The 15251-nt window shown below is 72.4% G+C and carries 14 protein-coding genes; 4 read left to right on the top strand and 10 right to left on the bottom strand.

The features are described from left to right. Positions 1-130 precede the first annotated feature (130 nt). The gene (locus tag AB0P06_RS15670) at positions 131-307 is read left to right on the top strand and encodes a hypothetical protein (RefSeq protein WP_363607815.1); all 177 of its coding nucleotides are present in this window, start codon (positions 131-133) and stop codon (positions 305-307) included. Between the two features lie 59 nt (positions 308-366). Here AB0P06_RS15670 and AB0P06_RS15665 read toward each other — a convergent pair whose 3' ends face one another. From AB0P06_RS15665 to AB0P06_RS15650, 4 genes are all read right to left on the bottom strand, one after another. Continuing rightward, entirely contained in the window at positions 367-1653 is a 1287-nt protein-coding gene (locus AB0P06_RS15665; protein WP_363607814.1) for a cytochrome P450, read from the bottom strand. 72 nt (positions 1654-1725) lie between these two features. Beyond that, positions 1726-2949: a cytochrome P450 gene (locus AB0P06_RS15660; RefSeq protein WP_363607813.1), complete on the bottom strand. Its 1224-nt coding sequence runs from the start codon at positions 2947-2949 to the stop codon at positions 1726-1728. Then, a complete protein-coding gene (locus AB0P06_RS15655; protein ID WP_363607812.1) occupies positions 2946-6059 on the bottom strand; it encodes an amino acid adenylation domain-containing protein in 3114 nt (1037 codons plus the stop codon). Before AB0P06_RS15655 ends, AB0P06_RS15660 begins: the two co-directional genes overlap by 4 nt. Positions 6060-6105: 46 nt before the next feature. Further along, entirely contained in the window at positions 6106-6549 is a 444-nt protein-coding gene (locus AB0P06_RS15650) for a pyridoxamine 5'-phosphate oxidase family protein (protein ID WP_363607811.1), read from the bottom strand. Between the two features lie 406 nt (positions 6550-6955). Here AB0P06_RS15650 and AB0P06_RS15645 point away from each other — a divergent pair, with 406 nt between their 5' ends. Further along, on the top strand, positions 6956-7696 hold the full coding sequence (locus AB0P06_RS15645; RefSeq protein ID WP_363607810.1) for an SDR family oxidoreductase: 741 nt from the start codon (positions 6956-6958) through the stop codon (positions 7694-7696). A gap of 94 nt (positions 7697-7790) precedes the next feature. On the opposite strand, the gene AB0P06_RS15640 is transcribed toward AB0P06_RS15645, so the two are convergent. The 6 genes from AB0P06_RS15640 to AB0P06_RS15615 form a co-directional block, all read right to left on the bottom strand. Then, the gene (locus AB0P06_RS15640; RefSeq protein ID WP_363607809.1) at positions 7791-9161 is read right to left on the bottom strand and encodes an erythromycin esterase family protein; all 1371 of its coding nucleotides are present in this window, start codon (positions 9159-9161) and stop codon (positions 7791-7793) included. A gap of 169 nt (positions 9162-9330) precedes the next feature. Beyond that, positions 9331-9954 carry a GPP34 family phosphoprotein gene (locus tag AB0P06_RS15635; RefSeq protein ID WP_363607808.1) on the bottom strand — a complete coding sequence of 208 codons (624 nt, stop codon included), beginning with the start codon at positions 9952-9954 and terminating at the stop codon, positions 9331-9333. A gap of 19 nt (positions 9955-9973) precedes the next feature. Next, positions 9974-10204: a hypothetical protein gene (locus AB0P06_RS15630; protein WP_363607807.1), complete on the bottom strand. Its 231-nt coding sequence runs from the start codon at positions 10202-10204 to the stop codon at positions 9974-9976. Between the two features lie 13 nt (positions 10205-10217). Then, entirely contained in the window at positions 10218-11156 is a 939-nt protein-coding gene (locus AB0P06_RS15625; RefSeq protein WP_363607806.1) for an SPFH domain-containing protein, read from the bottom strand. A 151-nt stretch (positions 11157-11307) separates the two neighbouring features. Further along, the gene (locus tag AB0P06_RS15620) at positions 11308-13425 is read right to left on the bottom strand and encodes an alkyl sulfatase dimerization domain-containing protein (RefSeq protein WP_363607805.1); all 2118 of its coding nucleotides are present in this window, start codon (positions 13423-13425) and stop codon (positions 11308-11310) included. A 375-nt stretch (positions 13426-13800) separates the two neighbouring features. Then, complete coding sequence (locus AB0P06_RS15615; protein WP_363607804.1) at positions 13801-14349, bottom strand: hypothetical protein; 549 nt, start codon at positions 14347-14349, stop codon at positions 13801-13803. An 84-nt stretch (positions 14350-14433) separates the two neighbouring features. On the opposite strand from AB0P06_RS15615, the gene AB0P06_RS15610 reads away from it, so the two are divergent. Continuing rightward, the gene (locus AB0P06_RS15610; protein WP_363607803.1) at positions 14434-14979 is read left to right on the top strand and encodes a hypothetical protein; all 546 of its coding nucleotides are present in this window, start codon (positions 14434-14436) and stop codon (positions 14977-14979) included. 49 nt (positions 14980-15028) lie between these two features. Then, a complete protein-coding gene (locus AB0P06_RS15605; RefSeq protein WP_363607802.1) occupies positions 15029-15184 on the top strand; it encodes a hypothetical protein in 156 nt (51 codons plus the stop codon). Positions 15185-15251 lie beyond the last annotated feature (67 nt).

Below are 15251 nucleotides of genomic sequence, written 5' to 3'. Positions count from 1 at the left end.
GCGGTGTCGGCAGGGCCGCGCCGGCAAAAGGGCCGTCCGGCCGCCCCGGAGGGAAGCCGGAGCGGCTTCGGCGGGGTGAACCGCTCGACTGCTCCTGCGTCTGCGCTTCACGCGGCTGCGGTACACCAAGGTGAACATCTGGAGGGATCCCGAGGCGGCGGCGTTCGTCCGCTCGGTCGCGGACGGGAACGAGACCGTGCCGACCGTGACCGTGGCCGGCCGGGCGATGGTGAACCCGTCGAAGAGGCAGCTGATGGAAGCGGTCGAGAAGTACGCGCCGCACCTGTTGCCCAAGGCTGCCGACTGACCTCGTGGCGGCGCGTCCGTTCGGGCACACGGCGGTGAGCACGGCGCTCGGGGGCGCCCTCACGGCGGCGGGGGGCGGCGGCTTCGCGGTTGCTCCGGTGGATCGCCGGCCCCTTGAACGGCGGTGGTGTCGTGCCAGCTGACGGGGAGGGTGAGCGGTGACTTGCTCGGGGATTCGTCGTCCCAGGTGGGGGCCTGTCCTTCGGCGAGGCGCAGTCGGGGGAGGCGGTCGAGCAGGGCCTCCAGTCCCACGGTCAGCTGGGCCCGGGCCAGGTGTGCGCCGATGCAGTTGTGCGCGCCCCGGCCGAAGGTGAGGTGCGGGTTCTCCGCTCGGCACAGGTCGAGCCGGTCGGCGTCGGTGAACACCCGTTCGTCGCGGTTGGCCGAGGCGAGGACGGGCAGGACGGCGTCGCCCGCGCGGATCCTGCGGTCGTGCAACTCGATGTCCTCGACGGCCTGGAGGACCACGACGCCGTTCATGACCGGGATGTACCGCAGGAGTTCCTCCACCGCGCCGGGCAGGAGGCCGCGGTCGTCGCGGAGCCGGGCGTACCGGTCGGGCACGGTCAGCAGGGCCACCACGGCGTCGGCCAGGAACATGGTGCTCGTGCGGTAGCCGGCGACCAGCATCGAGAGCCCGAAGTTCACCACGCTCTCCCCGTCCGGGGTGCCGGGCCCGCACGCGTGGACCAGCCCGGTGAGGACGTCGTCGGCGGGCTCGCGCCGCTTGCGGTCGAGCAGTGACGCGATGTACTCGCGCAGTTCGGAGGTGACCTCGCGGCCCTCGTCCAGGGTGACCATCGCCCCGAGGGCGGCGTCCGCCCTGGGCAGGAAGTACTCGCGGTCCTCGTAGGGGATGCCCACCAGCTCGCACATGGCCAGCAGCGGGAAGGGCTCCAGGAAGCCGCCGACCAGGTCGCCGGGCTGCCCGCCGGCCATGAAATCGTCCAGCAGCCCGTCGGCCGACCGGCGCAGGCGCGGCAGCCGGGACCGGACGGAACGGACGCTGAACGGCTCGGCCAGAGCGCGCCGCAGGGCCTCGTGGCGGGGGCCGTTCAGTTCCATCATCGTGATCAGGCCCGGCTCGTCGTCGATGGCCCGGTCGGGCCGGGGCGGCCAGTCGTTGATGGTGGGCCGGATCAGCCGGGGGTCCGCGATCAGGTCCCGGACGTCCTCGTAGCGGGTGGCGTACCAGGCGGTGGCGCCGATCGGCAGCCGGACCTCGGCCAGCGGACACTCCCGGCGCAGCCACCCGTACTGCGTGGGCGGGCCCATGGTGCCCGGCGGCGGGAGGGGCAGGTCGATGACGGGCGGGTCGACGGCGGGTCGCGGCGGTGTGCTGCTCACTGGCGGTGCTCCCTGATCGCGTACGAGGTGATCGCGTACGAGGTGGCCGGGTGTGAGGTGGCCGGGTGGGTCTCACCAGCTGACCGGGAGGGTCAGCGGTGACTTGGTCACGGATTCGTCGTCCCAGGCGGGTTCCTGTCCTTGGGCGAGGCGCAGCCGCGGGAAGCGGTCGAGCAGCGCCTCGACTCCCGTGGTCAGTTCGGCGCGGGCCAGGTGGGCGCCGAGGCAGTTGTGGGCCCCCCGTCCGAAGGCGAGGTGGCCCCCGCGGCCCGTGGTCGCGCCGGCCCGGTCCAGGTCGAGCCGGTCGGCGTCGGCGAAGACCCGCTCGTCGCGGTTGGCGCAGGCCGGTACGGGGATGACGGCGTCGCCCTCGCGGATCGTCCGCCCGTGCAGTTCGATGTCCTCGGTCGCCAGGAGGATCACGGTGCCGTTCATCACCGGCATGTAGCGCAGGAACTCCTCCACCGCGCCGGGCAGGAGGCCGCGGTCGTCGCGCAGGCGGGCCCAGAGGTCCGGCCGGTCGAGCAGGGTGTGCACGGTGTCGGCCAGGAAGAAGCTGCTGATGCCGAAGCCGACGGTGAGCATGGACAGCCCGAAGGCCAGTACGTCGTCGTGGGTCAGCTCGCCGTCGTCGCACCGGCGGACCAGCCGGGTCAGGACGTCGTCGCCGGGCCGGTCCCGCTTCCGGGCGATCAGTCCGGCGACGTACTCGCGCAGCAGGCCGGTGACCCGGCGGCCCTCCTGGGAGGTCACCACGCCGCCGAGGGCCGCGTCCAGGACCGGGAGGAACCAGTCCCGGTCCTCGAAGGGGATGCCCACCAGGTCGCAGAGCACGAGCAGGGGGAAGGGGTCGGTGAAGCCGGCGACCAGGTCGCCGGGCGGGCCGTTCTCCTCGAACGCCCGCAGCAGTCGCCCGGCGAGCCCGCGGATGCGCGGCAGGTGGTCGCGTACGGCCCGGGAGCTGAACGGCTCGGCCAGGGCCCGGCGCAGGGCCGCGTGCCGGGGGCCGTCGAGTTCGGCGATCGTGACCAGGCGCGGCCCGTCGTCCGCGGGCTGCCCGGGGCGCGACGGCCAGTCGTTGATGGTCGGCCTGATCAGCCGGGGGTCCGCGAAGAGCATCCGGACGTCCTCGTACCGGGTGGCGTACCAGGCGGTCGCGTCCATCGGCATCCTGACCCTGGCCAGGGGGCAGCTCTCGCGCAGCCGCGCGGACTCCTCGGGCGGCCCCATGGTGCCCGGCGGCGGGAGCGGGAAGTCCAGGACGTCCGGCTCGGCGCCGGGCCGCCGCGCGCTCATGTCCGCTCCCCTTCGGGGTGGCCGCGGCCGGGGCGTTCGATGTAGCCGGTGGCGTAGAAGTACTCCAGGTAGCGGTCCAGCAGCTCCGCGTCGACGGGAGGGCAGTGCAGGCCCGAGGTGGCCAGGTCGCGCTCGACGTTGGCCCGCCCGACGGTCGGGAAGGTGCCCTCGAAGTACATCTCCTTGACGGACATGTCGGCCTGCTTGCAGCGGTCCACGCACAGCGAGACGAACGGGGCGGTGGGGCTCGTGGGGTGCCGCGCGACGTGCCGGACGAGCTCGCCCACCCACTCCTCGTAGGGGAGCCGGGAGATCCGGTGGCCGGCCGTGTCCATCCGGTCGAGCATGTCGCGCAGGCCTGCGGGGCGGGGGTTGGTCATGTGGTAGGTCCGGCGGGTGGTGCGGTGGGTGGTGGCGATGTGCACCAGGGCGTCGGAGAGGAAGTCCACCGGGACGAAGTCCAGCGGCAGCGGGATGTCGGGGGCCAGCCCGGTCTCGCTGATCGTCTTGAACAGCGAGCAGATCGCGGTGTCGGTGTTGCAGGCGCCGGTGCGCCGGTCTCCGGTGATCTCGTACGGACGGTAGACCGCCACCGGCAGGCCCTGGGCCTGGTCCGCGGCGTCGCGCAGCACCTCCTCGGCGACCCACTTGCTCTCGGCGTAGCCCATGGTGAGCCGGTCGGCGTGGTCGAGCGGCAGGTCCTCGTCGACGTGCCGTACGCCGGCGGTTCCGAAGCCGGCGAGCACCGCGATGGTGGAGAGGAAGTGCACCGGCACCCGGCGTCCGGCCGCCAGTCGGACGAGCTCCCTGGTGCCGTCCACGTTGGTGCGGCGCAGCGCGTCGTACGGATAGATGAAGTTGACCTGCGCGGCCGAGTGGATCACCAGGTCGAGGGTGTCGGCGAGTTCGTCGGCGCGGCCCGGTTCCAGTCCGAGGCCGGGCTCGGCGAGGTCGGCGGGGAGGCAGACGACGCGGTCGGCGGCTTCGGGGGTGGCGAGGCCGAAGCGGGCGAGGTTCCGCATCACCTTCTGCCGGGCGTGGGCGGGGGCCCGGCTTCGTACCGGGCAGTGCACCCGGGCGTCGGTGCGGCGCAGCAGCGCGGCCAGGAGGAAGGCGCCGACGAAGCCGGAGGCGCCGGTGAGCAGCACCTCCGCGGGGTGGCGCCAGTCCGGCTCCGGCCCGCGCGGCGGCGGGAGGGTGAAGCCCAGCCGTGCCTCGGCGCGGAAGTCCACCGGGCCCGCGTCGGCGTTCACCCCGCCGGGCCGGCCCTGGACGGCGGTGACGGCGGCGGTGAAGTCCTCCAGTGTGGGGGAGCGCAGCAGGCTGTGGACGAGGGTGCGGCCGTGCCGGGCGTCGAGGTCGAAGGCGGTCAGCGTACGGGTGACGGCCTCGGCCGCCAGCAGGGAGTCGCCGCCGATGTCGAAGAAGCTGTCGCCCGGTGCCGGGTGCACACCCAGCACCACCTGCCAGATCCGGGCCACCGCGCCTTGCGGGCCGGGCGCGGTGCCGTTCACCGCCGGCGGGGCGGCGGCCTCCTCGGCGGCCGCCAGCCCGCGCAGCCGGTGGCGGTCGACCTTGCCGCCGGCCGTCACCGGGAACCGCGCGAGTTCCACCAGCCGCGCGGGCACCGCGGCCGCGGGCAGCCAGGTGGCGAGACCGCCGCGGATGCGGTCCAGGGGCAGCGCCCGGCCGGGGCGGGCCGGTGTCACGTACCCGATCAGGGAGTCGCCGTCCCGTTCGACGACGGCCTCGCCCACCGCGTCGTCCGCGCGCAGCCGCGTCTCCACCTCGTCCGGCTCGATGCGGTGCCCGCGCAGTTTGATCTGCCGGTCCACCCGGGACCGGTACTCCAGTAAGCCGTCGGGGCGCCGGACCACGCGGTCACCGGTGCGGTAGAGGCGCGTACCGGGCTCGACGAGGTCGTCGACGAAGCGCTCGGCGGTCAGCTCGGGGTCGCCGAGGTACCCCAGTGCGAGCCCGTCCCCGCCGACGAGGAGTTCGCCCTCCTCGCCGGTGCCGGCGAGTGTGCCGTCCGGGCGCAGCACATGACAGGTGGAGTTCTCCAGGGGGAGGCCGATCGGCACGGCCGTCGCCTCGGGAGGCAGGTCGTGCAGCATGTGTGCGGTGGAGACCACGCTGTTCTCGGTCGGGCCGTAGAAGTTGACCACGGTGGTGTCCGGGCAGGCCGCCAGTATCGCGCGGGCCAGCTCCGCGTCCATCGCCTCGCCTCCGGCCGAGGCGAACCGCAGGGACCGCAGCGCCGAGGGCCTGGTGCGCGCGATGTGGTGGAACACCCCGGTGGTCAGGTAGGCGACGCCGACCCGTTCGGAGAGCAGGAGCGACTCCAGGGCGGCCGGCGACAGCAGTTCCTCCTGGTCGGCGATCACGAGGCAGGCGCCGGCGAGCAGCGCGGGCCAGATCTCGATCGAAGAGGCGTCCGAGGAGAGGCCGTAGGCGTGCAGCACCCGCTCACCGGGTCGCGGCCGCTGCCGGACCAGGTCGGAGGCGGCCAGCCGGACGACTCCGCGGTGCGGGATCGCCACCGGTTTGGGGCGGCCGGTCGAGCCGGAGGTGAACATCACGTAGGCGCAGTCCGCGGGGAGTGCCCGGGCCTGCGGTACCGCGGCCGGGGCGGTCGGGGCGGGCGGTCCGGTCCGGGCGGCCGGGGCCGGGCCGCCCAGGTCGATGCGGGAACGCACGCGCCGGATGCGGCGGGAGCTGCCGGGCAGTGCGACGACGGTGTGCACCCCCGCGTCCTCGGCCATCGCCTGCAGACGCGCGGGCGGTGAGGCGTCGTCGAGCGGGACGTAGGCCGCACCGGTCTTGAGGATGCCCAGGAACGCGACCAGCGCCTCCGGAGAGCGGGCCCCGCACACCCCGACCGTGTCGCCGTACCGCACGCCGGAGTCGTGCAGCCGGGCCGCCAACGCGTCGGAGCGGAGCTTGAGTTCGCCGTAGCTGATGCTGCGGCCGTGCTGGACGGAGGCGATGGCCCGCGGGCGGTGCGCCGCCCTGGAGTCGAACAGCTCATGGAGGCACCGATCGCGTGGATACGGCACCGCCGCGGCGTGCTCGGCCGTCGCCTGATGCGTCGTTGTTCGGGTGTTCATCGGGATGTCACGCTCTCTGCCGCGCACCGACCGCGTGCGCGGGAAGCTACGGTTCGAACTCCTCGGCGAAGGCGGCGAAGTCGGCGGTCCGCCATCTCTCGGGCCTCATGCGGATGAGGATGTCGTCGGCCAGCTGCCGCTGGTTGGCGTCCAGGTAGGCCGCCGCCGTGTCCGCGTCCAGATACCGGCGGGCCAGCTCCTCGCGTTCGGCCGGCGGCAGCGGGTCCTCGACGGCCACCACCGGCCCCTCCACGCTGACGTAGCGGTAGGGCGCCGACTCGACCTGCGCGCAGAGGCTGAACCGGCCCGCACCGCGGATGAGCCGGGCCTTCAGCGTCTCCCGCCCGGTCTGGATCGTCACCGGCCCGCCCGGCCGGTAGGAGTACCAGAGCGGGACGAGCAGCGGTCCGCCGCCGTCGCGCGCGTCGTCCACCCCCAGGACTCCCACGTGCGGGCCGGCGAGGAACGCCTCCCGGGCTTCGACCGACATCCTGAGATCCACTGGTACCGCCTCGATTCGGCAGAGCACGCATCCGGCATCGATTCGCGCTACGGAGGGTGAGCGACGGGGGCCTCCGGGCGGTCGGCGTGTGACCGCCGCAGGTCTGTGCGAGTCCTCGGTCGTCCTCATCCGGTGCACACGGCCTTCGGGAACCCGGTGGCGCGGCCAGGGCAGGGGGCCGGGGCCGTGCCGGGCTCTCTCTTCCACATTTCCACCACACCCGGGTGGCTCGCATCCCGGCGGCCGCGCACGCGGCGCCTCCGCGCCCCTTCCGGGGCCGGGCGGCGCCGGTGGACACGGAACGCCCCGGGGAATTCCCGGCGGGGGTTCGGCGCTCCCACCAGAAGCAGCTCCAGTGATGGTCGAAGCAGTGCTGGTCAAGGGAGTGGAAACCATGGGACAGCTGGATGGAAAGATCGCCCTGGTGACCGGGGGCTCGGCCGGGATCGGTCTCGCCGTCGCCCGCCGGTTCGCCGCCGAAGGCGCCACCGTCTACCTCACCGGCCGGCGCAAGGCCGAGCTGGACGAGGCCGTGGAAGCCATCGGCGGACGGGCCGTAGGCGTCCAGAGCGATGTGTCGAACCTCGATGACCTCGACCGGCTCTTCGCGGCGATCGAGGCACGCAGCGGACGGCTGGACGTCGTGGTGGCCAACGCCGGTGTCGGCGCGTTCGCCCGGCTCGGGGAGATCACCGAGGAGCACTACGACAGGACCTTCGGCATCAACGTCAAGGGGGCGATCTTCACCGTCCAGAAGGCGCTGCCCCTGCTGTCGGACGGCGCCTCGGTGGTCGTGCTCTCCTCCACCAACGCGTCGAGGGGCGTCGAGTCGATGAGCGTCTACAGCGCCACCAAGGCCGCCGACCGCAACCTCGTCCGCACGTGGGCCGCCGAGCTCGCGGGCCGCGGCATCCGGGTCAACGCCATCAGCCCCGGCCCGATCGAGACTCCCGCCGTCAGCGGTCTGGGCGCGGGGGAGGCGCCCGTGGTGGACGAGCTCGTCGCCAGGATTCCGCTGGGCCGGATCGGGCGCCCCGACGAGGTCGCCGCCGCGGCCCTCTTCCTCGCCTCGGACCAGAGCTCCTTCACCACCGGAGCCGAACTCTTCGTCGACGGCGGCCTCAACCAGGTCTGACCGGCCCGGCGCGGGCGGGGTTCGGCGGCCGCACATCTCCTCGCGGCCCGGACCCGGACCGGCGCCGGGCCCAGACCGGCCCCTCGGTCAGCGGCTAGGGGCGCAGCTGGTCGGCTTCGCGGATGCGGTGGAGGTGGATGAGGACGTCGTAGCTGGAGGCTATCCGGATGTCGGCGAGGGGGACGGGGTATTCGGTGCCGATGCTGCGGGTGGGGCGGGCGGTGTCCAGCCAGGTGCGGGCGGCAGGTGGGGCGGTGCGGATGTCGAGGTAGTAGTCCCGGTGGCGGACCTTGTCGAGGGTTTCCTCGTTGGTGCCGGGCCCGGCCGCGTCGACGGTGTACTTCTTCCACGGGCCGCCGAGGCTCTGGTCCTTCGACAGGAAGGAGCCCCGGTCGAAGGTGAATCCGATGGGGAGGTAGTCCTTGCCGAGCAGGTCGCGCAGGAACGCGCCCTGCACCTTGGGGTAGGTCTCGGGGATGTCGGTCACGTACCCCACATGGGAGTTGTGCGCCGACAGCAGCATCCGGTGGCCGGTGTGCCGTTGCCACCAGGCGGTGTTGTCGGCCATCAGCTGGTCGCGGTAGAGCATCGCGACGGGGATGACCGCGGGGTCGGCGAGGTCGAAGGCGAGGAACGTGGCGGTCTGGGCGATGGACCGGGCGTGCTGCACCGTCCACTCGAACTCGGTTCCGCCTGCGCCCTGTCGGCCGGTGAGCAGCTCCAGGGCCTGCCGGGCGTTGGCGGCGAGCCGCTGTCGTTCCGCGAGCGGGCCGGCCAGGTAGGCGAAGCTGTCGTCGAGGGGGCGCAGGCCGGTGTAGAGCTCGGTGAAGCGCGGCAGCAGCTCCGGGTGCTGCCGCTGCACGTAGCCCGTCACCCGCGCGAAGAGGTCGTCGCCCACCTTGGGGGCGCCGATGTCGTCGCCCATGAAGTGGACCTTGTGGCCGGGGTGGCGGCGGTTGTGGTCCCGCATCCACTCGATGAGGCTGACGAACTCCTCGCGTTCCCAGGGTGATTCGCCCAGTTCCTCCTTGACGATCCGGCGTGCGTCTCCCCGGCCGCCCTGGAGGTACTCGTCGATCCGCAGTCCGGCGGGCCAGCTCATCTCCAGGGCGAAGGTGGTGAATCCCCTCTCCTCGACGAGGTACCGGAAGACCCGTTCCTTCATGGCGAAGAACTCGTGCGAGCCGTGCGTGGCCTCGCCGAGGCCCACCACCTTGGCGCCGCCGATCATCGCCCCCAGGGGCCGCAGGTCGGCCGTGTCCGTCCCGGGCTCCGTCGACCGCAGCGGGTGGGCCGCCCGCTCCAGCGCGCGGACCGGGCCCTGCCCGCCACCGCCCGTCGCCGGGGCTGCCGGGGCTCCCTGGGCCGTCGGGGCTGCCTGGGCCGCGGCGGGAGCCAGCAGGGCTCCCGCCGCGACGGCCGTCGTGGCCAGCAGCGTCCGTCGCCGCAGGTGCTTTCCCGTCATGCCGATCACTCCTCAACTCGCTCTCGCGGAACTGAGGATGATCATTTCCCGGGAAGCGTTCGTCGCGCGCTGCGGCCAGCATCAGACTTTCGCGGGGGGATAGCCACACCCCGCCCGGGGGCCTCGGGGCGCCTCACCTGCCGCGATACCGTTCCGGAGCCTGCCGGGGTCAGGTCGCCGCGCTGTCCCGGGCGGCGATCGCCTGGCGCAGGGCGCGCGGGACCGGGCCGCAGAGCGCGGCGAGTGCGGCGATCCGTTCCCGCTGTTCGCGGCGCAGCTTCCGGGGCAGGACCAGGGCGAGCCGGGCCGCGTCGGCGAGGGCGACCAGCGCCGCGTCGCCCGGCTCGACCCGGGAGAGCGGTCCGTGCAGGGCCGAGGAGACCGCGGCGGCCAGGGCCTTGCGGACCCGGGGGTCGCGCGGGGTGGGCCGGACGGTGCGGAAGAGGCCGAGCACACGGTGCTCGTCGAGGCGGATCCAGCCGGTGGCCGCGAGGCCGTCCCGGACGGCGCGGGTGGTGCGCCGGCGCCGTCCGATCCAGTTCCTCCAGCGGCGGGGCCGGCCGTCGGCGAGCTCCGTGAGGATGCCGGCGAGCACCGGGTCGAGCCCGGCCGGGGCCCGGCCGGTGACCTCCGGCCTGCCGTTCGCGTCGCGGAGCAGGCCGCGCTGGAGGAGGTCGGTGAGGGCCGCGGCGCGCAGCAGCGGTTCGAGGTTGTGCGTACCGGTCAGGCGGCCCCGTTCGGGGTCGTGGGCCAGCAGGTAGAGCTGGCCGGGCAGGGTGCCGGGCAGTTCCATGGCGGGACTCCAACCGTCCTCAGGGAGCTTGGTGTTGGTCCGGTTCCGGCTCGCCGTCCCTGGGCGGGCGGCCGCGCCTGGGCAGGCGGGGTACGCCGCCCGGCATCCGGCCGCCCTCGGTCAGGGCCCGGCGGAGCAGGAACTCGATCTGCGCGTTGGTGCTGCGCAGTTCGTCCGAGGCCCAGCGGGCCAGTGCGTCGTGGACGGCCGGGTCCAGGCGCAGCAGGATCTTCTTTCGCTCCGGCGCCACCTGGACGCACCTCCTACTGGTACAGGGAGCCGGTGTTGACCACCGGCTGGGTGCCCCGGTCGCCGCAGAGCACGACCAGCAGGTTGCTCACCATGGCGGCCTTGCGCTCCTCGTCCAGCTCGACCACGTCGCGCTCGGCGAGACGGTCCAGGGCAAGCTCCACCATGCCCACCGCGCCCTCCACGATCAAGCGGCGGGCGGCGACCACGGCGCTGGCCTGCTGGCGCTGCAGCATCACCTGTGCGACCTCGGGGGCGTAGGCGAGCCGGGTGATCCGGGACTCCACCACCCGCACGCCGGCCGAGGCGACCCGGGTGGAGATCTCCTCGGAGAGCTTGCGGGTGATCTCGTCCGCGCTGTCGCGCAGCGACAACTGCCCGGGCTGGTGGGCGTCGTACGGGTAGCTGTTGGCGATGTGGCGCACCGCGGTCTCGGTCTGGATGGCGACGAACTCGGTGAAGTCGTCCACCTCGAAGGTGGCCTTCGCGGTGTCCTCGACCTGCCAGACGACCACGGCGGCCATCTCGATCGGGTTGCCGTCGGAGTCGTTGACCTTGGTGGTCTCGGTCTCGTGGTTGCGGATCCGGGTGGATATCCGCCGGCGGGAGGTGAAGGGGTTGACCCAGGTCAGCCCGTCGGCGCGGATGGTGCCCCGGTAGCGGCCGAGCAGTTGCACCACCCGGGCCTGGCCGGGGGCCACGGCGGTCAGGCCGCAGAGCAGGATCACCGAGGCGAGCAGTACGACCGGGCCGGCCGAGGTCAGGGCGATTCCGGCGGCCGAGCCGCTCTGGGCGGCCAGGACGATGCCGACGACGGTCGTCGCGACGCTGCCGAGGAGCAGCAGCAGACCGAGCGCGAGCACGGGCAGCCCGGCGCTTCCGGTGATGACGCGTTCGGTGACCTTGGGGGCGGGCATTTCGACGCCCTCGAAGGCGTGGTCTTGAGCGGCCATCGGGCCGGCTCCTCTCGTCCTCGGTCCGCACGGTCACGGACTTAGCAAAGTGATATCACTTTTCAGTCGGACGGGGAAGGACCGGGAAGCGCCGGGGGAGGGGGCGCGAACCGGGCCGGCTTCGGGTGAAGCCGGCCCGGTGTCGTGACACTCAGCGGGTGCGCGGGGTGACGATCGGGAACTTCGGGTCGGGGAGGGTCAGGGTGTCGAAGACGGCGTCGGCCGCCTGCTGAGCCTTCTCGCCGTCCAGCGTGATCTTGTTCTCCCGCACCGCCTGGTCGAAGTTCCTCCGGAAACCGGGGGTCTGAGCCACTTCGTTGAGCGTCTGACGGCTGAGCGTGATGGTGGCGTCCGGCACCTCGAGGAGGCGGTCGCCGTCCGCCACGAACACCAGCACGCCGTTGCGCAGAGTCGTGGTGCACTTCTCGCCGGTGTCCGTGAACACCCAGTTGAGGGCGATCGGGAGGCGGTGCCGGTCCGCGGCCGTCGGCCCGTCCACGCTCCGGGCGAGGGCGGAGAAGAACTGCTCCAGGGTGGTGCTGCGCACCAGGTCGGCCGAGCTCTGGCTGGTGATCAGCGGCTGCGGGCCGTTGACGACCTCCTGGGCGCCGGTGAGGTAGGCGTTGCGCCAGGTGCCGTTGGCGCTGCCGTAACCGAGCTGGGTGAGGACCTTGGCCTGCAACTCCCTGGCCCGGGTGACCTGCGGCTCGGCGAGCGGGCTGCCCGACTCGGCCGCCGCCCCGAAGATGACGTGGTTGAGCAGTTCGGCGGCCCAGCGGAAGCCGTCCGGGGTGTCGGTGTCATAGGCCCGCTGGGCCAGGGCGATCACGGCCTCGGCGCCGCCCATCGCCTCCACGTAGGCCGCGCCCGACTGGACGGGCGGGAGCTGCCACAGGTGGGCCGGGTTGCCGTCGTACCAGCCCATGTAACGCTGGTAGACCGCCTTGAGGTTGTGGCTCACCGAGCCGTAGTAGCCCTGGTTGTACCAGTGGTCGTTCAGGCCCGCCGGGAGGGTCGGCAACTCCTCGGCGATCTCGGTCCCGGTGCGGCCGGCGTTGATCAGCCGCAGGGCCTGGTCGTTGAGGTAGGCGTACATGTCGCGCTGCCTGTCGAGGAATTCGAGGATGCGCCCGTTGCCCTGCTCGTCACCCCACATCGGCCAGTGGTGCGAGGCGAACAGGACGTCGGTCTCCTTGCCGAAGGTCTGGATCGCCTCGGTGAGGTACTTCGACCACGCGTGCGCGTCCCGCACCTGCGCCCCGCGCAGGCTGAGGATGTTGTGCATGGTGTGCGTGGCGTTCTCCGCGATGCACAGGGTCCGGGCGTCCGGGAAGTAGATGTTCATCTCCGCCGGGGCCTCGGTGCCCGGCGTGAGCTGGAACAGCATCTGGACGCCGGCCAGGTCGAACTCGTACAGCCCCGGCCGCCAGGGGATGACGTAGGTGTCCTTCCACCGGTCCTTCGGGACCGGCTGGTGGAGCGGGCCGCCGATGTATTCCGTCGGCGGGACGAGGGTCACCTCGCCCGTGGAGATGGTCGTGCCCAGGCCCGAACCGACCTGGCCCGTCGGGCTCTTGTCCAGCTGCGCCGCGTATATGTACTGCGCGCGCCGGGCCATCGCGGGGCCCGCGTAGACGTTCTCGCTGATCGCGTGTTCGAGGAAGCCCTCCGGCGCGACGACGGGAACACCCGGCTCCAGCGGGTCGCCCTGTTCGGCGAAGAGGCCGCGGGAACCGCCGAAGTGGTCGACGTGACAGTGGGTGTAGACGATGCCCTTGACGGGCCGCTGCTCCTTGGAGAGTTCCGTCCGGTCCCGGAACAGCTTGAGCGCGGCCCGCGCGGTCTCGTAGCAGGCCAGCGGGTCGATGACGACCAGGCCCGCATCGTGCTCGACGATCGTCATGTTGGACAGGTCGTAGCCGCGGACCTGGTAGATCCGGTACTCGCGGCTGCTGTGGACCAGGAACAGCCCGGCGATGGCGGTCAGCTGGCCCTGCCGCTGCAGGCTGCCGTTGACCGTCGGCGGTTCGGAGCGCGGGTCGGGATCGAGGAACTCGTACGCGGTGAAGTCCCAGACGACCTTCCCGGAGTCCTTGCGGGACCAGATGACGTTGGTCCCGGGCAGGGCGATCAGACCGCGGCTGGCATCGGCGAAGTCCTGGCCGCCCGTCTGGTCGCCGGTCTCGACGGCCTCCACGGACTTCCGGTTCGCCTCGGCGACGCCGGGAGTGGGCTCGATGAGGTCGGCGTACCCGGGCTTGTCGGACATGACGAAACCACCTTTCACGTCAGTGCGAGGGAGCCGCATTGCGGACAGGTCGTCACGCTATGTGCACGATTGACTACGTACAAGGGTGGTGATCCGGCCAGGGCATTGGCTTGATCCCCGGGGCCTTACGCGCCACCTGAAGGTGCGCTTCACCCGAAGGCCGGCAGTGTTCCGGCGTCGTCGAGGCCGGCGGCGAAGTCCGCGTCGGCCGCGACGGCCGTGGAAGAGCGTCGCAGGGCCGGTCGTCGACGTCGTCACCGTCGGGTTCCGACCGCCCTGCCCCGCCTGCGGCTGCCCCCTGCCGGCGGCCGCCCGGCCGGAGGCGTGCTCCTGTCGGGCGCGCACTCCTGCCGGGCGGCCGTCGCGCCATGACCGTCAGCTGTCCGAGCGGAACGCCCCGTGGACCCGCAGGCCGCCCTGGATCGACACCTGGCCGTCGTTGGTGTGCATGATCCACCCGGTGCCCTCGTTGCGGACCGACAGGTGCCGGTTGGCGTTCACCTTCCCGAGGTACAGCGACTCCCCGTGGACGATCAGCTTGAACCGCTCGTGGTCGGTCGTCAGTTTGTCCCTGACCGTGAGGTCGCCCGCGACGACCGCACCCCCGACCTCCAGGTTCCGCATCGGCCGGAGAACGCCGTTGACGGTGAGGTCACCACCGGCGACGACGTTCCCGGCGGCGTTCAGCTCGCCCTCGGCGTCCAGCCGGCCGTGGACGACCAGCCGGGACGGGCCGTCCTGCGTCTCCAGCACGTCGCCGACCGTCAGCCCGCCCTGGATGGTCAGGCGCTCCTTCACCTGGGCCCGGTCGGTGACCAGGTCGTTCAGGTTCGCCTTGTCGGCTGTGACGGTTCCCCGCTGCCGGTCTCCGGCGCCCTGGAACACGTTCACCCCGGTGGGCGGGAAGTCGGTCTCTCCATTCACGATTTCGACAAACCGTCGGAAAAGGGTTGCGCTCTGTCCGAGTAGCATGCGCTCAATATTTCGTCAGATGCCTGGAGTTGGGCCATGCGGACGTTGGTCGTCGGATCGCGTGCCAGTCACCTCGCGAAAGCCCAGGTGAAGGAGTTCCTGACGCCGCTGCGGGAGCGCTTCCCCGAGATCGAGTTCCGCCACCAGGTGATCCTGGAAGGCGGCGACCGGGACCGGAGGACGGCCCTGTCCACGGTGTCGGCCCGTTCCGGTGGCAGCGCGTTCTCCGCCGAGCAGGAAGCCGCTCTGGTGCGGGGCGAGGCGGACGTGATCGTCCACTCGCTGAAAGACCTGCCGCCCGGCAATCCGCCCGGCCTGGTCCTGCTGCCCTCGCCGGGCAGTGAGGACGTGCCGGCCGAGCTGTGCGGTGGGTGCTCGGTGCCGATCGACGCGTACGCGAAGGCGTCGGACGGCGTCCTGGCCCTGCACGCGCAGGTCACCTTCCTGGACGGGACGAAGCAGGTCGAGGCCGACTTCCCCGGCCCGGTGTCCGAGCCGGAGAAGCTGGGCGTGCTGGTGGCCGGCCTTCTCCTGGACCAGGGCGCGGAGGGCGCCCTGGCGGAGATCCGGCCGGCCTCCTGAGCGCTCAGGAGGCCGGCCGAGGCGTCCTTCCCTGTGCGACAGACGTGGGATGAACCTGATGGCGTGTTTGGTTTCGCGCGATGCGGAGGCTGTGGTGACCGGGTCGGTACGGGTGGATTCGCCGCTCAGGGAAGCGCGTCTGGCACGCAACCTGACGCTGGAGGAGGCGGCCCAGCATCTGAGAGAGCGGTTTGTGAGTGTTTGACTGGTTCTGGTGTCACCTGATGGTGTGAGTGTGGACTGGAGTTCGCTCGCTCGGCGCCGCTGCTCTG

The sequence above is a fragment of the Kitasatospora sp. NPDC088351 genome (assembly GCF_040685575.1).
In the GTDB taxonomy this organism is placed as follows: domain Bacteria; phylum Actinomycetota; class Actinomycetes; order Streptomycetales; family Streptomycetaceae; genus Kitasatospora.
This window is presented reverse-complemented; position numbering and strand designations above follow the sequence as displayed.